This window comes from Ornithinicoccus sp. (assembly GCF_057176825.1).
Genome location: NZ_CM169976.1, coordinates 1,230,656 through 1,250,889, shown reverse-complemented (window position 1 = coordinate 1,250,889; position 20,234 = coordinate 1,230,656). Strand labels below are relative to the sequence as shown.

Here is a 20,234-nt window from a genome sequence, read left to right as displayed (position 1 = left end):
CTCCTCGACGATCACGCCTCAAAGCGATCACCCTTCAAGAACTTGGACCCCACCAGGCTCATCACCAGCACGATCAGCGTCATGACCACAGCCATCGCCGAGCCGTAGGCGAACATCCGTCCCTCGATGGCCAGCCGGTACATGTAGGTGGCCATCACCTCCGTGGCGCCGGCGGGACCACCGTTGGTCATCACGTAGATGAAGGCGAACGTCTGCATGGACTGGATGAACCACAGCACCAGCAGGGTGCTGAGCACGGGCCAGAGCAGCGGCAGCGTGATCCTGGTGAACACCTTCCAGTCCGAGGCGCCGTCGAGGGACGCGGCCTCGGTGAGCTCCGAGGGAATCCGGTCGATCCCGGCCAGGATCAGGATGATCCAGGTGGCGATGCCGTGCCAGATCACCGCCACGACGATGCCGAACATCGCCGTCGAGGGATCGCCCAGCCAGGGCCGGGCGAGCGACTCCAGGCCGACCGCGTCCAGTGCGGTGTTGATGAGCCCGAAGCTCGGGTTGTAGATGAACTTCCAGAGCACGCCCGCGACCGACACCGAGAGCACGGCCGGGGCGAAGATGGCCACCTGGAAGAAGGACCGGCTGCCCTTGGTGCGCAGCAGCGCCCAGGCGATGAACATGGCGAGCGGGAAGAGCACCACGAGGGAGAGCACGAAATACAGCAGGGTGTTCAGCACCGCGCTGTGGAACAGCGGGTCGTTCCAGAGCGCACGGTAGTTCTCCAGCCCGACCCAACCGGTGGTCTGGAAGGTCCCGTACCAGTCGGTGAACGACAGGTAGAACGTCTGGTACAGCGGGAAGATGAAGAAGGCCACCAGCATCGCGCAGGGGATGGCCAGGAAGGGCAGTGCCAGGCGACGCCGTTGCTGATCGATGATGCTCATGTCAGTCGGTGATCACCCGGTCGCACGGCAGTCAGGAGGCACCCTTCATGGCCTTGGACAAGCCATCGATGAATCCTTGCGCGTCCAGGTCCCCGAAGAAGAACCTGGCCACCTCGCGGTAGAAGGCGGTGTTCCGGTCCGGGGTGTACTCGAGCCCGTACTGGCGGATGTTGAGCTCGTCGGCCCCCGCGATCATCTCGTCGAACCCCTCGACCCCCGGCGGGCCGGGGACGTCCTTCACCGCCGACACCGCCGACTGCTCCAGTGCTCGCCTCGTCTGGGTCTCCTTGGAGGTCAGGGCCTTCATGTAGGCGATGGCGGCATCGATGCTCTCGCTCTGCTTGTTCACCACCATCACGTTGGAGGCCGCGATGAAGCCATGGTTCTCCTCTGTGCCCTCGACCTGGGGGAAGGGCACGACACCCAGGGCGAAGCCCTCCGGGATCGAGTCCTTCATCTCGGCGGTGATCCAAGTGCCCATGAGGATCATGCCGGCCTTCTCCTGGAAGAACTCCATCTGGACGGCCGTGAAGTCGGTCCCCTCGAACCCGTTGATGAAGGGATCAGTGTCCCGGAACTCCTGGAAGAGCTCCGCGGCGGCGAGGAATCCCGGATCGCTGAAGTCCCCGGAGTAGGCGGCCTCGCGGGCCGCCTCGAAGCCGACGTGGCGCATGAAGAGGTAGTCCGTCCAGTACCCCATGTAGGGGTCGTGCATACCGGTCACCGCGATCGGGGCGATGTCGGCACCCCGCAGGGCCTCGCAGGCCTCCAGCAGCGCACTCCAGGTGGTCGGCGCCTCGATGCCGAGCTCGTCGAACAGCGCAATGTTGTAGTACAGGCCGACGACGTGGGTGTCCGTCACCACCCCGTAGGTCTTGCCGTCGAGCTCGACCTCCTTGGCCGTGCCCTCCAGGAAGCTCTCCCCCCACGTGCCGCCGCCCTCGATCTCCTCCTCGAGGTAGGGCGTCAGATCCAGCAGGTTCTCCGCGAAGTCGTGCGTCGAGGGGACCTGCGCGTTGAAGATCTCGTAGTCGGTGTCCGGCGGGTTCCCGGCCCGCCAGCGCTGCTCGATCTGCGGCCGCACCTTGGTGTTGACGAAGGTGAAGTTGTAGGTGAAGTCGGGGTTCTCCTCGGTGACCTCGTCACCGACCCCGACGAGGAAGTCCCACCCGGACGTGCCCTCGGCAGGCTTCACCCCGATCTCGGCCAGTTGCGGACCCGATCCTCCGCCGCCGTCCGGCCCCGATGCCCCGCCGCCGGACTCCGAGCTCAGCGGGCCGCACCCGGCGAGCCCCACCGCACCCAGGCCGAGCCCGGTCAGCTGCAGCATGCGACGACGACTGATCTCCGTCGTCGCCACGTTCCGTGTCGTGAGGCCCCGGGGGCCACCGGACCGTTGGGGGCCTCCGCCGGTGATTGACGCCATCGTCTTACCTTCCCCGCTCGGTTGCAATCGATTGCATCCCCGAACGTAACACGGCACCCACCACCGGTCAAGGGTGCCGTTGGGGTGCTCGACGGGCACGTCGTGGCTGTTCTGACGCGGCCGGAACCCGCCCGCAGAACCGCTACGAAAATGCGGGGCCGGGCGACAATCCCACTACGAAAATGGGGAGAAGGGGGCGCCGGCGGCGGCGAGGGCTGCCTGCCCGCCGTCGAGGGCGGTGAGCACCCACAGACCGTCCGCGGTCACCGCCACCGTGTGTTCCCAGTGGCACGCGCGGGACCCGTCGGTGGTGATCACAGTCCAGTCGTCCTCGAGGGTGCGCGTCTCGATGGTGCCGAGGGTGATCATCGGCTCGATCGCCAGAGTGGCCCCGTCGGGCACGGTGGGGCCCTTGGCATCGACGGCGTAGTTGGGCACCTGCGGGTCCATATGCATCTCCCGCCCGATGCCGTGGCCCACGTAGTCCTCCACGATGCCGTAGGTCAGCGCAGGACTCCCCTCCTGGGCCCGGCGTTCCCGGGCGGCCAGGGCGGACCCCTCGACGGCGTCTCCCACGGCATACAGCCGTCCCCCGACGCTCAGCGCGGCGATCCCCGCCCACATCGCGGCCTCGGTGTCGTCCATCAGCGCCAGGTCCTCGGGGCGCGCCGCGGCACGGCCTCCCACGACCAGGGTCAGGGCCGCGTCGCCGTGCCAGCCCTCGACGATGGCACCGCAGTCGATGGAGACCAGGTCCCCCTCCTGCAGCACCCGCTCCCCCGGGATGCCGTGGACGACCTCCTCGTTGACGCTGATGCACAGCGAGCCGGGGAACCCGTGGTACCCCTTGAAGGACGGCACCGCCCCCTGCCCCCGGATGTTCTCCTCCGCCAGCCGGTCGATCTCACCGGTCGTGGTGCCGGCGACGGCCGCCTCGCGCGCCAGTTGAAGGGTCTGCCCCACGACGAGGCCGGCGCGCCGCATCAGCAGCAGCTGCTCGCGGGACTTCGCCTCGATCTTGGGGCGGCGCAGGAACGACATCAGGCAGGTATGCGGAGGGGCCGGCTCAGGCGGGAGTGGCGCCGGTCTGGTCCAGCAGGGCGGTGATCCGGCCGGTGACCTCCTCGACCGTGCCCATGCCGTCGACCTGCTTGAGGAGGTTGCGCTCGGAGTAGGTCGCGGCCAGCGGGGCCGTCTCCTCGGTGTAGATGTCCATTCGCTTGCGGATGACGTCCTCGGTGTCATCGACCCGGCCCTGCTCCTGGGCGCGCTGCAGGAGGCGGCCGACGACCTCGTCGGTGTCGACCGTGAGCTCGAGCACCAGGTCCAGAGAGTTGCCCTGCTCGGCGAGCATCTCATCCAGCGCCTCCACCTGGCCGGGGGTGCGCGGGTAGCCGTCCAGCAGGAAGCCGAGCGCGGCGTCGGCCTGGGCCAGCCTGTCGCGCACGATCGCGTTGGTGACCTCGTCGGGGACGTACCCGCCCGAGGCGAGGATCTGCTTGACCTGGAGTCCGAGCTCGGTCTCGCCCTGGATGTTGGCCCGGAAGATGTCACCGGTGGAGATGGCCGGGATGCCCCGGTTCTCGGCGATGAGAGCGGCCTGGGTGCCCTTGCCGGCACCGGGCGGCCCGAGGATGATCATGCGCATCAGCGGAGGAACCCTTCGTAGTCGTGCTGCTGGAGCTGGGACTCGATCTGCTTGACCGTCTGCAACCCGACACCCACGATAATCAGGATCGAGGCGCCGCCGAAGGGGAAGTCCTGACTGGTGCCCAGGATGTTGAAGGCGATCAGCGGGATCAGCGCCAGGCTGGCCAGGTAGATGGCACCGGGGGTGGTGATCCGGTTGATGACGTACTGCAGGTACTCGGCCGTCGGCCGGCCGGCCCGGATGCCCGGGATGAAGCCGCCGTACTTCTTCATGTTGTCCGCCACGTCGACCGGGTTGAACGTCACGCCGACGTAGAAGAACGTGAAGAAGATGATCAGCACGACATACACCAGCATGTAGATCCAGTGCGTGTCCTGGCCGGTGATCCCCATCCCGAAGTAGGTGTTGATCGCGGTCACCCAGCCGGGGGGCTCAGCCGCGGGGTCCGAGGGGGTGTTGAACTGGGCGATGAGCGTGGGCAGCATCAGGATCGAGCTGGCGAAGATGATCGGGATGACGTTGGCCATGTTCATCTTCAGCGGGATGTAGGTCGAGGTGCCGCCGTACTGGCGACGCCCGATCATCCGCTTGGCGTACTGCACCGGGATCCGGCGCTGGCACTGCTCGACGAAGACGACGAGCGCCATGATGCACAGCCCCATCACCATCACCAGAGCGAAGGTGGTCCAGGAGCGCTGCTGGATCACGGCCAGCGAGCCGGGGAAGCCGGAGGCGATGGCGGTGAAGATCAGCAGCGACATGCCGTTGCCGACACCGCGCTCGGTGATCTGCTCGCCCAGCCACATGATCAGGCCGGTGCCCGCCGTCATCGTCAACACCATGAGGAGGATGGTCACGACACCGTCGTCGGGCATCACCGTGCTGCACGTCGGGCCGAACAACGAGGAGGGGTTGCGGGCGAAGGTCACCAGGGTGGAGGACTGCAGCACGGCCAGACCGATGGTCATGTACCGCGTGTACTGCGTCATCTTGGTCTGGCCCGCCGAGCCCTCCTTCTTCAGCTCCTCGAACCGCGGGATGACCACGGTGAGCAGCTGGGTGATGATGGCGGCGGTGATGTAGGGCATCACGCCGAGGGCGAAGATCGACAGCTGCAGGAGCGCCCCGCCGCTGAACAGGTTGGCCAGCCCGAGGACCGAGTTGGTCTGCTCGGCCATGTTGGCGCACTGCTGCACCAGGCTGTAGTCGATGCCGGGGCTGGGAATGGCAGAACCCAGCCGGAACACCGCAAGGATGCCTAGGGTGAACAGGATCTTCTTGCGAAGATCAGGCGTCTTGAACGCCCGCACGAAGGCGGAAAGCACAGCGGATCCTCCTGGGGTGCCCCGCGTCGCGGGTCAGTGCGTGAACCGGCTGACGATAACACTCGTCGCGGTCCGGGCGGATGACCGGGTGAGAACCCGGCCGGTATGCCGACGCCCCGGGACGCGGGTAGGCGTTCCGGGGCATCGGCATACCAGGGGGTGTCGGGTCAGACCCCGGTGGCGGTGATCGTGCCGCCCGCCGCCTGGATCTTCTCCTGGGCGGAGGCCGAGAACTTCGCCGCGGTCACGTTGACGGCGACGGCGATCTCGCCCTCACCGAGCACCTTGACCGGCTGGCCCTTGCGGACCGCACCCTTGGCCGCCAGGTCCTCGACGGTGACGTCGCCGCCCTGCGGGTAGAGCTCGGCGAGCTTGGCCAGGTTCACGACCTGGTAACTCACCTTGAACGGGTTCTTGAAGCCGCGCAGCTTCGGCAGCCGCATGTGCAGCGGCGTCTGGCCACCCTCGAAGCTGGCCGGCACCTGGTAGCGGGCCTTGGTGCCCTTGGTGCCGCGGCCGGCGGTCTTGCCCTTGGACGCCTCACCGCGACCCACGCGGGTCTTGGCGGTCTTGGCGCCGGGGGCCGGACGCAGGTGGTGGACCTTCAGCGCGGAGCCACCGGCGCGCGCCTCGGTCTTGGCCGTGGTGTCAGCCATGGTCAGTCAACCTCCTCGACGGTCACCAGGTGGGCGACCGAGCGGACCATGCCCCGGAACTCCGGGCGGTCCTCCTTGACGACGGTGTGACCGATGCGCTTGAGGCCCAGGGAGCGCAGCGTCTCCCGGTGCATCTGCTTGCCACCGATCTCCGACTTGATCTGGGTCACCTTGAGCTGAGCCATCACGCACCCGCCTCTGCACGAGCCTTGAGCATGGCCGCCGGGGCCACGTGCTCAATGGGCAGCCCACGACGGGCGGCCACGGCCTCGGGGGTCTCCAGCTCCTTGAGCGCCTGCACCGCGGCGTGCACGATGTTGATGGCGTTGTCGGAGCCGAGCGACTTGCTCAGCACGTCGTGGATGCCGGCGCACTCCAGGACCGCACGCACCGGGCCGCCGGCGATGACACCGGTACCGGGGCTGGCGGGGCGGAGCATGACGACACCGGCAGCGGCCTCACCCTGGACCGGGTGCGGGATGGTGCCGGCGATCCGGGGCACGCGGAAGAAGTTCTTCTTCGCCTCTTCCACACCCTTGGAGATCGCGGCCGGCACCTCCTTGGCCTTGCCGTAGCCGACACCGACGGTGCCGTCACCGTCACCGACGACGACGAGCGCGGTGAAGCTGAAGCGACGACCACCCTTGACGACCTTGGCGACACGGTTGATGGTGACGACGCGCTCCAGGTACTGGTTGCGGTCGTCGTCACGGCCACCGCGACGGTTGTCGCGGTCGCGGTTGTCACGACGGTCCCGGCCGCCGCGACCGGAGTCGGCGTTGGAGTCGCCGGCCCCTCGACGCTGGAAGTCAGCCATCAGACGTTCCTCTTCTGTGCGTTGTCGGTCATGTTCACAGGGACAGCCCACCCTCGCGGGCGCCGTCGGCGATCGCAGCGACGCGGCCCGCGTAGCGGTTGCCGCCACGGTCGAAGACGACCGCCTCGACGCCGGCAGCCTTCGCACGCTCGGCGATCAGCTCGCCCACGCGCTTGGCCTTGGCCGTCTTGTCGCCGTCCAGCTGGCGCAGGTCGGCCTCCATGGTCGAGGCCGACACCAGCGTCTTGCTGGTGGAGTCGTCCACGACCTGGACGAACACGTGCCGCGAGGACCGGTTGACGACCAGACGGGGACGACCGGCGGTGCCGGTGACCTTCTTGCGCAGGCGCAGGTGCCGACGCGAGCGCGCGGCGATCTTGCCCTTGGGGCGCTTGACGATCTTTGCCATGGCTTACTTACCAGCCTTTCCGACCTTGCGGCGGATGTGCTCGCCCTCGTAGCGCACACCCTTGCCCTTGTACGGGTCGGGCTTGCGCAGCTTGCGGATGTTCGCAGCCACCTCGCCGACCTGCTGCTTGTCGATGCCGGAGACGGAGAACCGGGTCGGGTTCTCGACCTGGAAGGTGATCCCCTCGGGGGCCTTGACCAGGATCGGGTGCGAGTAGCCCAGGGCGAACTCGAGGTCCGAGCCCTTGGCCACCACGCGGTACCCGGTGCCGTGGATCTCCAGCTTCTTGGTGTAGCCGCTGGTGACGCCCTCGACCATGTTGGCGATGAGGCTGCGGGTCAGGCCGTGCAGGCTGCGGGACTCGCGCTCGTCGTCCGGCCGGGCGACCGCAACGCTGCCGTCCTCGGTCTTGTCGACCGTGATCGGGTCGGCGACGGTGTGCGCCAGCTGGCCCTTCGGGCCCTTGACGGTGACGTCGCGGCCCTCGATGGTGACGTCGACACCGCTGGGCACGGTGACGGGAAGTCGTCCGATTCGAGACATGTCTTACTCCTCCCTCACCAGACGTAGGCGAGGACTTCCCCACCCACGCCCTTCTCGGCCGCCTGCTTGTCGGTCAACAAGCCGGAGGAGGTGGACAGGATCGCCACACCCAGGCCGCCGAGCACGCGCGGCAGGTTGGTGGACTTGGCGTAGACCCGCAGGCCCGGCTTGGAGACGCGTCGCACACCGGCGATGGAGCGCTCCCGGTTGGGGCCGTACTTCAGGTCGATCACCAGGGTCTGGCCCACCTCGGCGTCCTCGACGGACCAGCCGCCGATGTAACCCTCCGCCTGGAGGATCTCGCAGATGTGGGACTTCAACTTGGAGAACGGCATGCTGACGGCATCCTTGTGCGCCGAGTTGGCGTTCCGGATGCGGGTCAACATGTCCGCGATCGGGTCGGTCATTGTCATTGGGCTTCGTGCCCTTCCTCACCGCGGTTTCGTCCGGCCCCCGTGGGGCCTGGCCGACCTGCGATGTAGAGAGTCATGGGTGCGGGGTGGTCACGGGAGCACTCCCGTGACGTGGTGGTCGATTACCAGCTGGACTTGGTCACGCCGGGCAGCTCGCCCCGGTGCGCCATCTCCCGCAGGCAGATCCGGCACAGACCGAACTTGCGGTAGACCGAGTGGGGTCGGCCACACCGCTGGCAGCGGGTGTAGCCGCGCACCTTGAACTTCGGCTTGCGGTTTGCCTTCTGGATCAGGGCGGTCTTGGCCACGGTCAGTTCTCCTTGAACGGGAAGCCCAGGTGACGCAGCAGCGCCCGGCCCTCGTCGTCGTTGGTGGCGGTGGTGACGATGGTGATGTCCATCCCCCGCACGCGGTCGATCTTGTCCTGGTCGATCTCGTGGAACATCGACTGCTCGTTGAGACCGAAGGTGTAGTTGCCGTTCCCGTCGAACTGCTTCGGGGACAGGCCGCGGAAGTCGCGGATCCGGGGCAGCGCCAGGGACAGCAGACGGTCCAGGAACTCCCACATGCGGTCGCCGCGCAGCGTCACGTGGGCGCCGATCGGCATACCCTCACGCAGCTTGAACTGCGCGATGGACTTGCGGGCCTTGGTGACCGCCGGCTTCTGGCCGGTGATGGTCGCCAGGTCACGGATCGCGCCCTCGATCAGCTTGCTGTCGCGGGCCGCGTCGCCGACACCCATGTTGACGGTGATCTTGACGATCCCCGGCACCTGCATCGGGTTGGCGAAGGAGAACTCCTGCGTCAGCGCCGGCTTGATCTCGGACAGGTAGCGCGCCTTCAGGCGCGGCTGACCCGTCGTGGTCTCGGTCGTGGTCGTCATCAGAGGTCCTTACCCGAGCGCACCGACACGCGGGTGCGCTGCGTCTTGGTCTTGCCGTCGCGCTCGACGGTCTCGACCCGGGTGCGGATCCGGGTCGGCGCCTTGGTCTCGGGGTCCACCAGGGCCACGTTGCTCACGTGGATCGGGGCCTCCATGACCTGGATGCCGCCGGAGCTCATGCCCTGCCGGTCACCGGCCTTGGTGTGCTTGGTGACCCGGTTGACACCCTCGACAAGCACCCGGTTGGTCTCCGGGTAGACCGCGATGACGCGGCCCTGCTTGCCCCGGTCGCCGCCCTTGTCCTGCTTGCGGCCGGAGATGACCTGGACCAGGTCGTTCTTCTTGATCTTCATCTTCGCCATCTCAGATCACCTCGGGAGCGAGGGACACGATCTTCATGTACTTCTTGTCACGCAGCTCGCGGCCCACCGGGCCGAAGATGCGGGTACCACGGGGGTCGCCGTCGGCCTTGAGGATCACCGCGGCGTTCTCGTCGAAGCGGATGTAGCTGCCGTCGGGACGGCGCCGCTCCTTACGGGTACGCACGATGACCGCCTTGACGACGTCACCCTTCTTGACGTTGCCACCGGGAATGGCGTCCTTGACGGTCGCCACGATGGTGTCACCGATGCCGGCGTACCGGCGGCCGGAGCCACCGAGCACGCGGATGCACAGGATCTCCTTGGCACCGGTGTTGTCCGCGACACGCAGTCGCGACTCCTGCTGGATCACTTCAGACTCCTTCGTCGTGCCGGTTCTCGTGACGCTCTCGCGTCAGATGAGCCTTGCCGAACGTTGTGGATGATTAGTGCGACGGGGGTGCAGGGGGCGGGTCGCCCCCGTGCGAGTGGTTACTTGGCCTTCTCCAGGATCTGCACCACGCGCCAGCGCTTGCTCGCGCTGAGCGGGCGGGTCTCCATGATCTGCACCAGGTCACCGACACCCGCGGCGTTGGCCTCGTCGTGCGCCTTCACCCGGTGGCTGCGGCGCATGACCTTGCCGTACAGGGCGTGCTTGACGCGGTCCTCGACCAGGACCACCACGGTCTTGTCCATCTTGTCGCTCACCACGTAACCCTGACGGGTCTTGCGGTAGTTGCGCGCTGGCTGGGCGTCGGTGGCCTCAGTGGGCTGCGTGGTCTCGCTCATGATCAGCCAACCTTCTCGGTCGTGGTCTCGTTCGTGTCGTCAGCCGGCTCCGGAACGTCCCGGCCGATGTGGAGCTCGCGCTCACGCATCTCGGTGTAGATCCGGGCGATGTCCTTGCGGACCGCGCGCAGCCGGCCGTGGCTCTCCAACTGGCCGGTCGCCGTCTGGAACCGCAGGTTGAACAGCTCCCGCTTGGCCTCGGCAAGGGCGTCGGCCAGGGGCTCGTCCTCCAGACCACGCAGCTGCTCGGGCGTCAGGTTCTTGCTCCCGAAAGCCATCAGTTGTCACCACCTTCACGCGCGACGAAGCGGCACTTCATCGGCAACTTGTGCATCGCCAGGCGCATCGCCTCACGGGCGGTCTCCTCGCTCACGCCGGACAGCTCGAACATGACGCGTCCGGGCTTGACGTTGGCGATCCACCACTCGGGCGAGCCCTTACCGGAGCCCATCCGGGTCTCGGCCGGCTTCTTGGTCAACGGACGGTCGGGGTAGATGTTGATCCACACCTTTCCGCCACGCTTGATGTAACGGGTCATCGCGATACGGGCCGACTCGATCTGCCGGTTGGTGACGTAGGCCGGCTCCAGGGCCTGGATGCCGTAGTCACCGAACGCGATGGCGGTGCCACCCTTGGCCATTCCGGTCCGCTTGGGGTGGTGCTGCTTGCGGTGCTTGACGCGACGTGGAATCAACATCAGGACTGCTCTCCCTCACTGCTCGCCGGGGTCGCCTCGGCCGGAGCCTCGGGGGCCGTCGTCGGCTGCTGGGCCTCGGTGCGGTCGCCACGACGCTCGCCGCGGTCACCGCGACGCCCACGACCGGGACGGTCGCCGTCCCGACGGGGACGACCCGGACGCGACGGGGCCGCCGCCTGCTCGCGGGCCAGCTCCTTGGCGGTCAGGTCGCCCTTGTAGATCCACACCTTCACGCCGATGCGACCGAACGTCGTGCGGGCCTCGTAGAAGCCGTAGTCGATGTTCGCGCGCAGCGTGTGCAGCGGGACGCGACCCTCGCGGTAGAACTCCGAGCGGGACATCTCGGCGCCGCCGAGACGACCGGAGCACTGGATCCGGATGCCCTTGGCGCCGGCGCGCAGCGCGGTCTGCATGCCCTTGCGCATCGCGCGACGGAAGGTCACGCGGGCGGCGAGCTGCTCGGCGATGCCCTGCGCCACGAGCTGGGCGTCGACCTCGGGGTTCTTGACCTCGAGGATGTTCAACTGCACCTGCTTGCCGGTCAGCTTCTCCAACTCACCGCGGATGCGGTCGGCCTCCGCGCCGCGGCGGCCGATGACGATGCCCGGCCGGGCGGTGTGGATGTCGACGCGGACCCGGTCGCGGGTGCGCTCGATCTCGACCTTGGCGATGCCGGCGCGGTCCATGCCGGTCGACATCAGCTCACGGATGGCCACGTCCTCCTTGACGTAGTCGCGGTAACGCTGGCCCTCCTTGGTGGAGTCGGCGAACCAACGGCTCACGTGGTCGGTCGTAATGCCCAGGCGGTAGCCGTACGGGTTGATCTTCTGCCCCATCAGCGGGCACCTCCCTTGACCTGCTCGGTCTGTCCGACCAGCACGGTGATGTGACTGGTGCGCTTGAGGATCCGGCTCGCCCGACCCTGCGCCCGCGGACGGAACCGCTTCATGGTCGGCCCCTCGTCGACGTACGCGGCCGTGACGACGAGCTCGCGCTCGTCGAAGGCGGTCGCGGTCTGGTCGGCCTGGAACCGAGCGTTCGCGATCGCGCTGTTCAGCACCTTCAGGATCGGCTCGCTGGCCGACTGCGGGGCGAACTGCAGCATCGCCTTGGCCTCCTCGGCCTGCTTGCCACGGATCAGGTCCACGACGCGGCGGGCCTTCTGGGGCGTGACACGGACAAACCGCGCCTGCGCCTTGGCTTCCATCGCTGTCCCTTTGCTTTCGTTCGTACTCATCGTTGTCCGGTCCGGCGTCGCCGCGTCAGCGGCGACGGGCCTTCCGGTCGTCCTTCTCGTGACCCTTGAAGGTGCGGGTCGGGGCGAACTCACCGAGCTTGTGGCCGACCATCGACTCGGTCACGAAGACCGGGACGTGCTTGCGGCCGTCGTGCACGGCCAGCGTGTGGCCGAGCATGTCGGGGGTGATCATCGACCGGCGGGACCAGGTCTTGATGACGGTCTTGGTGCCGGCTTCGTTCTGGGCGTCCACCTTCTTGGCGAGGTGGTCGTCGACGAAGGGGCCCTTCTTCAGACTGCGAGGCATCGTTTATCTGCTCCCTACTCAGCGCTTCTTGCCGGTCCGGCGGCGACGCACGATGAGCTTGTCGCTGGGCTTGTTCGGACGGCGGGTGCGGCCCTCCGGCTGGCCCCACGGGCTCACCGGGTGACGGCCACCAGAGGTCTTACCCTCACCACCGCCGTGCGGGTGGTCGACCGGGTTCATGACCACACCACGGACGGTCGGGCGCTTGCCCTTCCACCGCATACGGCCGGCCTTGCCCCAGTTGATGTTGCTCTGCTCGGCGTTGCCGACCTCACCGATGCTGGCGCGGCAGCGGGCGTCCACGTTGCGGATCTCGCCCGAGGGCATCCGCAGCTGGGCGTAGGCGCCCTCCTTGGCGACCAGCTGCACGCGGGTGCCGGCGGAGCGGGCGATCTTGGCCCCGCCACCGGGCTTGAGCTCGATGGCGTGGATGACCGTACCGACCGGGATGTTGCGCAGCGGCAGGTTGTTGCCGGGCTTGATGTCCGCGGCCGGGCCCTGCTCGATCGCGTCGCCCTGCTTCAGCTTGTTCGGCGCGATGATGTAGCGCTTCTCGCCGTCGGCGTAGTGCAGCAGCGCGATGCGCGCGGTGCGGTTCGGGTCGTACTCGATGTGCGCGACCTTCGCCGGCACGCCGTCCTTGTCGGCGCGACGGAAGTCGATCACGCGGTAGGCCCGCTTGTGGCCACCACCGATGTGACGGGTGGTGATCCGGCCGGAGGCGTTGCGGCCCCCGGACTTGGTGAGCGGACGGACCAGCGACTTCTCCGGGGTGGAGCGGGTCACCTCGACGAAGTCGGCCACGCTGGAGCCGCGACGGCCCGGCGTAGTCGGCTTGTACTTACGGATAGCCATGTGGGTATTCCTCGGTTCTAACGTCTCGGCTGCCGGCTCAGAGGGCGCCGAAGATGTCGATGGTGCCTTCGCGGAGCGTCACGATGGCGCGCTTGGTGTCCTTGCGCTTGCCCAGCCCGAAGCGGGTGCGGCGCGTCTTGCCCTTGCGGTTCATCGTGTGGACCGAGGAGACCTTGACGCCGAAGATGTCCTCGACGGCCTTGCGGATCTCGGTCTTGTTGGAGCGGGGGTCCACCACGAAGGTGTACTTGCCCTGGTCCAGCAGCGCGTACGACTTCTCGGACACGACCGGTGCCAGCAGCACGTCCCGCGGGTCCTTGTTGCGAGCGTTGGTCTCGGTGCTCACTTGGCGTCCTCCTCGGTGACGGTGGCGGCCTCGGCAGCCGGGGCCGCGGTGCGGCCCTCGACGAAGGCGGTCAGCGCGGCCTGGGTGAACACCACGTCGTCGGCGCACAACACGTCGTAGGTGTTGAGCTGGTCGACGAACAGCACGTGCACGTCCTCCAGGTTCCGCAGGCTCTTCAGGCCGATCTCGTCCGCGCGGTCGACAACGACCAGCAGGTTCGGACGCTCGGTCAGAGCGCTCAGCGCGGTCCAGGCGCTCTTGGTGGACGGGGCCTCGCCCTCGACCACGGCGGAGAGCACGTGGATGCGGCCGTTGCGGGCCCGGTCGGACAGCGCCCCGCGCAGGGCGGCAGCCTTCATCTTCTTGGGCGTCCGCTGCGCGTAGTCGCGCGGCTGCGGGCCGTGCACGATGCCACCGCCGGCGAACTGCGGCGCGCGGACCGAGCCCTGACGGGCGCGGCCGGTGCCCTTCTGCCGGTACGGCTTGCGGCCACCGCCGCGGACGTCGCCGCGGGTCTTGGTGGCGTGCGTGCCCTGGCGGGCCGCGGCCAGCTGGGCCACGACGACCTGGTGGATCAGCGGCACGTTGGTCTGCACGTCGAACAGCTCGGCGGGCAGCTCCACGGTGCCGGCCTCGCCGCCGGTCGGGGTGGTGATGGTGATCGTCGTCATGACGTCAGGCCCCCTTCGCCGCCGTGCGGACCAGGACGACGCTGCCGCGGGGGCCGGGAACGGCGCCCTTGATCAGCAGCAGACCCTTGTCGGCGTCCACGGCGTGGATCGTCAGGTTCTGGGTGGTGTGGCGGACGCCGCCCATGCGACCGGCCATCCGCATGCCCTTGAAGACACGACCCGGGGTCGAGGCCCCGCCGATCGAGCCCGGCTTGCGGTGGTTGCGGTGCGCACCGTGGGAGGCGCCGACGCCGTGGAATCCGTGGCGCTTCATGACGCCCGCGAATCCCTTGCCCTTGCTGGTCCCGGTCACGTCGACCGTCTGACCACCCTCGAAGGTCTCGGCAGTGAGCTCCTGGCCCACGGCATACTCGCCGGCGTCGCTGGTGCGCACCTCGGCGAGGTGACGGCGGGGGGTGACCCCGGCCTTGTCGAAGTGGCCCTTCATCGGCTGGTTCACCTTGCGCGGGTCGATCGCACCGAAGGCGATCTGGATCGCGTTGTAGCCGTCGGCCTCGGCGCGCACCTGGGTGACGACGCACGGGCCGGCCTTGATCACGGTCACGGGGACCAGGCGGTTGTCGGCATCCCAGACCTGGGTCATGCCGAGCTTCTCGCCGAGGACGCCCTTGACGCTGCGCTCTGTCGTAGCAGTCATTGGTGGCCCTTACAGCTTGATCTCGATGTTGACGTCAGCCGGAAGGTCGAGACGCATCAACGAGTCGACCGCCTTGGGGGTCGGGTCGACGATGTCGATGAGACGCTTGTGGGTGCGCATCTCGAAGTGCTCGCGGCTGTCCTTGTACTTGTGGGGCGACCGGATGACGCAGAAGACGTTCTTCTCCGTCGGCAACGGCACCGGGCCGACCACGGTCGCGCCGGCACGGGTCACCGTGTCGACAATCTTGCGCGCCGAGCTGTCGATGACCTCGTGGTCATACGACTTCAGCCGGATGCGGATCTTCTGTCCCGCCATCGCTTGTCTGACTCTCTCTCGTCGTTCAACTTCGGGCCGGTCTCCCCCGGACTCCGACCCCCGCGGTCGGGCGTGTCGCCCTGTCCGCAGGCACGCACCGACGAATCGTCATCGCTGGGGCGTGGTGTCCGGAGCCCGACGGTCAACCGTCGGGGCTTGCGCTGCCATCGCCCGCCCGGGTGAGATCCGGCCGTGCCAGATGGCTGGCGGCACCGACATGGGTCAGCGCCGCGCGTCAAGCAACCTGTCTAGTGTGCCACGCCGGTGGCCCCGCACTCAAATCGGTCACGGGGGCACCGGTTGTGATCCGCCCCACGGTCAGGCGGGGACGCAGCAGGGCCCGGACCGACAATCGGTCCGGGCCCTGCGTGACGGGCGTTTCAGCCCGGGTCGCCCCGTGGGGCTCAGATCACTTCAGGATCTTGGTGACCCGGCCGGCGCCGACGGTGCGGCCACCCTCGCGGATCGCGAACTTCAGGCCGTCCTCCATGGCGATCGGCTGGATCAGCTCGACGCGCATCTCGGTGTTGTCACCCGGCATGACCATCTCGGTGCCCTCGGGCAGGTGCACGACACCGGTGACGTCCGTGGTCCGGAAGTAGAACTGCGGACGGTAGTTGTCGTAGAACGGCGTGTGCCGGCCACCCTCGTCCTTGGACAGGATGTAGACGTTGCCCTCGAACTCGGTGTGCGGGGTGATCGAGCCCGGCTTGCAGATGACCTGGCCGCGCTCCACCTCCTCGCGCTTGGTGCCACGCAGCAGCAGACCGACGTTCTCACCCGCGCGGCCCTCGTCGAGCAGCTTGCGGAACATCTCGATGCCGGTGACGGTGGTCTTGGCGGGCGGACCGTCGTGGATGCCGACGATCTCGATCTCCTCGTTGACCTTCAGCACACCGCGCTCGATACGACCGGTGACGACGGTGCCACGACCGGTGATCGTGAACACGTCCTCCACGGGCATCAGGAACGGCTTGTCGATGTCGCGCTCCGGCTCCGGGATGTACTCGTCCACGGCGGTCATCAGCTCGACGATCTTGTCGCCCCACTCGGCGTCGCCCTCGAGCGCCTTCAGCGCCGAGACCTGGACGACCGGCAGGTCGTCACCCGGGAACTCATAGGAGGACAGCAGCTCGCGGACCTCCATCTCGACGAGCTCCATGATCTCCTCGTCGTCGACCATGTCGGACTTGTTCAGCGCCACGACGATGTAGGGGACGCCGACCTGGCGGGCCAGGAGGACGTGCTCCTTGGTCTGCGGCATCGGGCCGTCGGTCGCCGCGACCACCAGGATCGCGCCGTCCATCTGGGCGGCACCGGTGATCATGTTCTTCACGTAGTCCGCGTGACCGGGGCAGTCGACGTGGGCGTAGTGCCGCTGCTCGGTCTGGTACTCGATGTGCGCGATGGAGATCGTGATACCGCGCTGCTTCTCCTCGGGCGCCTTGTCGATCGAGTCGAACGGAGACGCCTCGTTGAGGTCCGGGTACTTGTCGTGCAGGACCTTGGAGATCGCAGCCGTCAGCGTCGTCTTGCCGTGGTCGATGTGACCGATGGTGCCGATGTTGACGTGCGGCTTACTCCGCTCGAACTTAGCCTTCGCCACTGGGGTCCTCCTCAGGACTGGTTGTGCGTATCGTCACTGGTTTGGGACGTGACGATGTCTGTTTGGATACTGATCTGGTCCGTGTTCCGCAGGGAGTGAGTCTACTGCTCACTCACCACGGATCTTCTTGATGATCTCCTCGGCGACGTTCCGCGGAACCTCGGCATAGGAGTCGAACTGCATGGTGTAGTTGGCACGACCCTGGGTCTTGGACCGAAGGTCACCAACGTACCCGAACATCTCCGACAGCGGCACGGTTGCCCGCACCACCTTGGCGCCGCTGATGTCCTCCATCGCCTGGATCTGCCCGCGACGGGAGTTGATGTCGCCGATGACGTCGCCCATGTAGTCCTCGGGCGTGCGCACCTCGACGGCCATCATCGGCTCCAGCAGGACCGGGTCCGCCTTGCGGACGGCCTCCTTGAGCACCATCGACCCCGCGATCTTGAACGCCATCTCCGAGGAGTCGACGTCGTGGTAGGCACCGTCGACCAGGGTCGCCTTGATGCCCACCAGCGGGTAGCCGGCCAGGACACCGAGCTGCATGGCCTCCTGGATGCCGTGGTCGACGCTGGGGATGTACTCCCGGGGGATGCGTCCACCGGTCACGGCGTTGTCGAACTCGTACAGCTCACCCTCGGCGGTGTCCAGCGGCTCGAAGGTGACCTGCACCTTGGCGAACTGGCCGGAGCCACCGGTCTGCTTCTTGTGGGTGTAGTCGTACTTCTCGACGGTGCGCCGGATGGTCTCCCGGTAGGCCACCTGGGGAGCACCCACGTTGGCCTCGACCTTGAACTCGCGCCGCATCCGGTCGACCAGGATGTCCAGGTGGAGCTCGCCCATCCCGCCGATGACGGTCTGGCCCGTCTCCTCGTCCTGACGGACGGTGAAGGTCGGGTCCTCCTGCGCCAGCTTCTGGATCGCGGTGGACAGCTTCTCCTGGTCGCCCTTGGTCTTGGGCTCGATCGCGACGTGGATCACCGGCTCCGGGAAGGTCATCGACTCCAGGATGATCGGCTCGCCGAGGTCACTCAGGGTGTCACCCGTCGTGGTGTCCTTCAGGCCGATCACCGCGTAGATGTGACCCGCGGAGGCCTTCTCGACCGGGTTCTCCTTGTTGGCGTGCATCTGGAACAGCTTGCCCAGACGCTCCTTCTTGCCCTTGGTCGCGTTCAGCACCGGCTGGCCGGCGGTGATCTGACCGGAGTAGACCCGGATGTAGGTGAGCGTGCCGAAGAAGGGGTGCGTGGCGATCTTGAAGGCCAGCGCCGCGAACGGCGCGCTGGCGTCCGCGGGACGGTCGATCACCGACTCCTCGTCACCCGGCTTGTGCCCCTCGGTCGGGGGCAGGTCCACCGGGCTCGGCAGGTAGTCGATCACCGCGTCCAGCAGCGGCTGGACACCCTTGTTCTTGAACGCCGTGCCGCAGAACACCGGGTTGACCTCGCCGGCCAGGGTCAGCGCACGCACGCCGGCCTTGATCTCCTCAGCCGTCAGCTCCTCGCCGCCCAGGTACTTCTCGAGCAGCTCCTCGTCGGACTCGGCGACCCTCTCGAGGAGCTCGCTGCGGTACTGCTCGGCCTTGTCCTGCAGGTCCGCGGGGATGTCCTCGACCTCGTAGTCCTCACCGAGCTTGGTCTCGCCGCGCCACACCAGGGCCTTCATCCGGATCAGGTCGACGACGCCGATGAAGTCGGCCTCCGCCCCGATCGGCAGCTGCATGACCAGCGGGGTGGCGCCGAGGCGGTCCACCATGGTCTGCACCGAGAAGTAGAAGTCGGCGCCCATCTTGTCCATCTTGTTGATGAAGCACATGCGGGGCACGCCGTACTTGTCGGCCTGGCGCCACACCGTCTCCGACTGGGGCTCGACGCCCTCCTTGCCGTCGAACACGGCGACCGCACCGTCCAGCACACGCAGGTTGCGCTCCACCTCGACGGTGAAGTCGACGTGACCCGGCGTGTCGATCAGGTTGATCTGGTGGTCCTTCCAGAAGCTGGTGACCGCAGCGGAGGTGATGGTGATCCCCCGCTCCTTCTCCTGCTCCATCCAGTCCGTCGTCGAGGCCCCGTCGTGGGTCTCACCCATCTTGTGCTTGACACCGGTGTAGAAAAGGATGCGCTCGGTCGTCGTGGTCTTGCCAGCATCGATGTGCGCCATGATGCCGATGTTGCGGACCTGCTTGAGGTCCGTCAGAACGTCCTGTGCCACAGTCTCTCTTCCCTAACGTTGGTGCGGGTGTCGGTGCGGGGTCCGGGGACCCGCGTCACCAGCGGTAGTGCGCGAAGGCCTTGTTGGCCTCGGCCATCTTGTGGGTGTCCTCGCGGCGCTTGACCGCGGCACCCAGGCCGTTGCTGGCGTCGAGGATCTCGTTCATCAGCCGCTCGGTCATCGTCTTCTCACGACGCTGCCGGGCGTAGCCGACCAGCCAGCGCAGCGACAGGGTCGTGGCGCGGTTGCCCTTGACCTCGATCGGCACCTGGTAGGTCGCGCCACCGACGCGGCGGCTCTTGACCTCCAGGGCCGGCTTCACGTTGTCCAGCGCACGCTTGAGCGTGGCCACCGGGTCCGTGCCGGTCTTGGCGCGGCAGCCCTCGAGGGCGCCGTAGACGATGGTCTCGGCGACGGACTTCTTGCCGTCCACCAGGATCTTGTTGACCAGCTGGGTCACCAGGGTCGACCCGTAGACCGGGTCGGCCATCAGCGGGCGCTTCGGAGCGGGGCCCTTGCGAGGCATTACTTCTTCTCCTTCTTCGCGCCGTAACGGGAACGGGCCTGGTTGCGGCCCTTCACGCCCTGGGTGTCCAGGGACCCGCGGATGATCTTGTAGCGGACACCGGGCAGGTCCTTCACCCGACCACCACGCACGAGCACGATCGAGTGCTCCTGCAGGTTGTGGCCGACGCCCGGGATGTAGGCCGTGACCTCGATGCCGCTGGTCAGCTTCACGCGAGCGACCTTGCGCAGGGCAGAGTTCGGCTTCTTCGGGGTGGTGGTGTACACGCGGGTGCAGACACCGCGACGCTGGGGGTTCCCCTTCAGGGCGGGACTGTTGGTCTTCTTGACCTTGTCCTGCCGCCCCTTGCGGACCAGCTGGTTGATTGTGGGCACTGATTCTCCGTCAGTCGATGTTGTCCGCGCTCCCCGCCGTTCCCGGTGGGTTACGCTCCTTGGTGTAGCCGATCCGTCCCCCGTCGAGGGGATCGTGCCGGCGCTCTCCCCTGCACTTCCCGACCGGCTGCCCGCGGCACCGTCCTGCGCTGCAGGAGGCGGGTGGGTTCCGGCCGGACTGCCCGGCGAGAGGTGTGCCAGGCCGTGGGGGCTTCCCGTGACCTGACGATGGCATGCGGCAGGACCGCACACACGGTT

General features: G+C 67.5%; 30 protein-coding genes. All 30 read right to left on the bottom strand.

All coding sequences use genetic code 11. The features are described 5' to 3' along the window. Positions 1-11 precede the first annotated feature (11 nt). The 30 genes from AC1QRC_RS06480 to rpsL all read right to left on the bottom strand — a co-directional run bounded on the left by AC1QRC_RS06480 (position 12) and on the right by rpsL (position 19,976). Positions 12-899: a carbohydrate ABC transporter permease gene (locus AC1QRC_RS06480; protein WP_484205966.1), complete on the bottom strand. Its 888-nt coding sequence runs from the start codon at positions 897-899 to the stop codon at positions 12-14. Between the two features lie 31 nt (positions 900-930). Next, entirely contained in the window at positions 931-2,229 is a 1,299-nt protein-coding gene (locus tag AC1QRC_RS06475) for an ABC transporter substrate-binding protein (protein ID WP_484205965.1), read from the bottom strand. A gap of 270 nt (positions 2,230-2,499) precedes the next feature. Further along, the gene (gene map / locus AC1QRC_RS06470; protein WP_484205964.1) at positions 2,500-3,366 is read right to left on the bottom strand and encodes a type I methionyl aminopeptidase; all 867 of its coding nucleotides are present in this window, start codon (positions 3,364-3,366) and stop codon (positions 2,500-2,502) included. 25 nt (positions 3,367-3,391) lie between these two features. Then, positions 3,392-3,973, bottom strand: coding sequence for an adenylate kinase (locus tag AC1QRC_RS06465; protein WP_484205963.1), 582 nt, complete (start codon positions 3,971-3,973; stop codon positions 3,392-3,394). Continuing rightward, entirely contained in the window at positions 3,973-5,301 is a 1,329-nt protein-coding gene (gene secY / locus AC1QRC_RS06460; RefSeq protein ID WP_484205962.1) for a preprotein translocase subunit SecY, read from the bottom strand. The genes AC1QRC_RS06465 and secY overlap by 1 nt, the downstream gene beginning before the upstream one ends. Positions 5,302-5,468: 167 nt before the next feature. Continuing rightward, positions 5,469-5,957, bottom strand: a complete 489-nt coding sequence (rplO, locus tag AC1QRC_RS06455) for a 50S ribosomal protein L15 (RefSeq protein ID WP_484205961.1) — start codon at positions 5,955-5,957, stop codon at positions 5,469-5,471. Positions 5,958-5,959: 2 nt separating this feature from the next. Continuing rightward, the gene (rpmD, locus tag AC1QRC_RS06450) at positions 5,960-6,142 is read right to left on the bottom strand and encodes a 50S ribosomal protein L30 (protein WP_484205960.1); all 183 of its coding nucleotides are present in this window, start codon (positions 6,140-6,142) and stop codon (positions 5,960-5,962) included. Next, the gene (gene rpsE, locus AC1QRC_RS06445) at positions 6,142-6,774 is read right to left on the bottom strand and encodes a 30S ribosomal protein S5 (RefSeq protein ID WP_484205959.1); all 633 of its coding nucleotides are present in this window, start codon (positions 6,772-6,774) and stop codon (positions 6,142-6,144) included. Before rpsE ends, rpmD begins: the two co-directional genes overlap by 1 nt. A gap of 34 nt (positions 6,775-6,808) precedes the next feature. Continuing rightward, a complete protein-coding gene (gene rplR, locus AC1QRC_RS06440) occupies positions 6,809-7,183 on the bottom strand; it encodes a 50S ribosomal protein L18 (protein WP_484205958.1) in 375 nt (124 codons plus the stop codon). Positions 7,184-7,186: 3 nt separating this feature from the next. After that, on the bottom strand, positions 7,187-7,726 hold the full coding sequence (gene rplF / locus AC1QRC_RS06435; protein ID WP_484205957.1) for a 50S ribosomal protein L6: 540 nt from the start codon (positions 7,724-7,726) through the stop codon (positions 7,187-7,189). Positions 7,727-7,740: 14 nt separating this feature from the next. Beyond that, positions 7,741-8,139, bottom strand: a complete 399-nt coding sequence (gene rpsH / locus AC1QRC_RS06430; protein WP_484205956.1) for a 30S ribosomal protein S8 — start codon at positions 8,137-8,139, stop codon at positions 7,741-7,743. Between the two features lie 122 nt (positions 8,140-8,261). Continuing rightward, entirely contained in the window at positions 8,262-8,447 is a 186-nt protein-coding gene (locus tag AC1QRC_RS06425; RefSeq protein ID WP_141784219.1) for a type Z 30S ribosomal protein S14, read from the bottom strand. A 2-nt stretch (positions 8,448-8,449) separates the two neighbouring features. Beyond that, positions 8,450-9,022: a 50S ribosomal protein L5 gene (gene rplE, locus AC1QRC_RS06420; protein ID WP_484205955.1), complete on the bottom strand. Its 573-nt coding sequence runs from the start codon at positions 9,020-9,022 to the stop codon at positions 8,450-8,452. Next, a complete protein-coding gene (rplX, locus tag AC1QRC_RS06415; protein ID WP_484205954.1) occupies positions 9,022-9,384 on the bottom strand; it encodes a 50S ribosomal protein L24 in 363 nt (120 codons plus the stop codon). The genes rplE and rplX overlap by 1 nt, the downstream gene beginning before the upstream one ends. 1 nt (position 9,385) lies before the next feature. Further along, positions 9,386-9,754 (bottom strand): 50S ribosomal protein L14, encoded by a 369-nt coding sequence (rplN, locus tag AC1QRC_RS06410; RefSeq protein ID WP_141784217.1) that lies wholly within the window; start codon positions 9,752-9,754, stop codon positions 9,386-9,388. Between the two features lie 119 nt (positions 9,755-9,873). Beyond that, a complete protein-coding gene (gene rpsQ, locus AC1QRC_RS06405; protein WP_484205953.1) occupies positions 9,874-10,170 on the bottom strand; it encodes a 30S ribosomal protein S17 in 297 nt (98 codons plus the stop codon). A gap of 2 nt (positions 10,171-10,172) precedes the next feature. Continuing rightward, positions 10,173-10,448, bottom strand: a complete 276-nt coding sequence (gene rpmC, locus AC1QRC_RS06400; protein ID WP_484205952.1) for a 50S ribosomal protein L29 — start codon at positions 10,446-10,448, stop codon at positions 10,173-10,175. Continuing rightward, the gene (gene rplP / locus AC1QRC_RS06395; protein ID WP_484205951.1) at positions 10,448-10,867 is read right to left on the bottom strand and encodes a 50S ribosomal protein L16; all 420 of its coding nucleotides are present in this window, start codon (positions 10,865-10,867) and stop codon (positions 10,448-10,450) included. Before rplP ends, rpmC begins: the two co-directional genes overlap by 1 nt. After that, positions 10,867-11,703, bottom strand: coding sequence for a 30S ribosomal protein S3 (gene rpsC, locus AC1QRC_RS06390; RefSeq protein WP_484205950.1), 837 nt, complete (start codon positions 11,701-11,703; stop codon positions 10,867-10,869). The genes rplP and rpsC overlap by 1 nt, the downstream gene beginning before the upstream one ends. Beyond that, positions 11,703-12,074, bottom strand: a complete 372-nt coding sequence (gene rplV, locus AC1QRC_RS06385) for a 50S ribosomal protein L22 (RefSeq protein WP_484205949.1) — start codon at positions 12,072-12,074, stop codon at positions 11,703-11,705. The genes rpsC and rplV overlap by 1 nt, the downstream gene beginning before the upstream one ends. 55 nt (positions 12,075-12,129) lie before the next feature. After that, on the bottom strand, positions 12,130-12,411 hold the full coding sequence (gene rpsS, locus AC1QRC_RS06380; protein ID WP_484205948.1) for a 30S ribosomal protein S19: 282 nt from the start codon (positions 12,409-12,411) through the stop codon (positions 12,130-12,132). An 18-nt stretch (positions 12,412-12,429) separates the two neighbouring features. Next, positions 12,430-13,266 (bottom strand): 50S ribosomal protein L2, encoded by an 837-nt coding sequence (gene rplB, locus AC1QRC_RS06375; protein WP_484205947.1) that lies wholly within the window; start codon positions 13,264-13,266, stop codon positions 12,430-12,432. 37 nt (positions 13,267-13,303) lie between these two features. Further along, positions 13,304-13,612 (bottom strand): 50S ribosomal protein L23, encoded by a 309-nt coding sequence (gene rplW / locus AC1QRC_RS06370; protein ID WP_484205946.1) that lies wholly within the window; start codon positions 13,610-13,612, stop codon positions 13,304-13,306. Next, positions 13,609-14,283 carry a 50S ribosomal protein L4, sunset domain variant gene (rplD, locus tag AC1QRC_RS06365; protein WP_484205945.1) on the bottom strand — a complete coding sequence of 225 codons (675 nt, stop codon included), beginning with the start codon at positions 14,281-14,283 and terminating at the stop codon, positions 13,609-13,611. Before rplD ends, rplW begins: the two co-directional genes overlap by 4 nt. A 4-nt stretch (positions 14,284-14,287) precedes the next feature. Next, positions 14,288-14,941, bottom strand: coding sequence for a 50S ribosomal protein L3 (rplC, locus tag AC1QRC_RS06360; RefSeq protein ID WP_484205944.1), 654 nt, complete (start codon positions 14,939-14,941; stop codon positions 14,288-14,290). 9 nt (positions 14,942-14,950) lie between these two features. Further along, positions 14,951-15,259, bottom strand: coding sequence for a 30S ribosomal protein S10 (gene rpsJ / locus AC1QRC_RS06355; protein WP_006946210.1), 309 nt, complete (start codon positions 15,257-15,259; stop codon positions 14,951-14,953). A 409-nt stretch (positions 15,260-15,668) separates the two neighbouring features. Continuing rightward, positions 15,669-16,865 (bottom strand): elongation factor Tu, encoded by a 1,197-nt coding sequence (gene tuf, locus AC1QRC_RS06350; RefSeq protein ID WP_484205943.1) that lies wholly within the window; start codon positions 16,863-16,865, stop codon positions 15,669-15,671. A gap of 108 nt (positions 16,866-16,973) precedes the next feature. Then, the gene (gene fusA, locus AC1QRC_RS06345; RefSeq protein ID WP_484205942.1) at positions 16,974-19,076 is read right to left on the bottom strand and encodes an elongation factor G; all 2,103 of its coding nucleotides are present in this window, start codon (positions 19,074-19,076) and stop codon (positions 16,974-16,976) included. A gap of 55 nt (positions 19,077-19,131) precedes the next feature. After that, positions 19,132-19,602: a 30S ribosomal protein S7 gene (gene rpsG / locus AC1QRC_RS06340; protein ID WP_484205941.1), complete on the bottom strand. Its 471-nt coding sequence runs from the start codon at positions 19,600-19,602 to the stop codon at positions 19,132-19,134. Beyond that, positions 19,602-19,976 carry a 30S ribosomal protein S12 gene (gene rpsL, locus AC1QRC_RS06335; protein WP_141784203.1) on the bottom strand — a complete coding sequence of 125 codons (375 nt, stop codon included), beginning with the start codon at positions 19,974-19,976 and terminating at the stop codon, positions 19,602-19,604. Before rpsL ends, rpsG begins: the two co-directional genes overlap by 1 nt. Positions 19,977-20,234 lie beyond the last annotated feature (258 nt).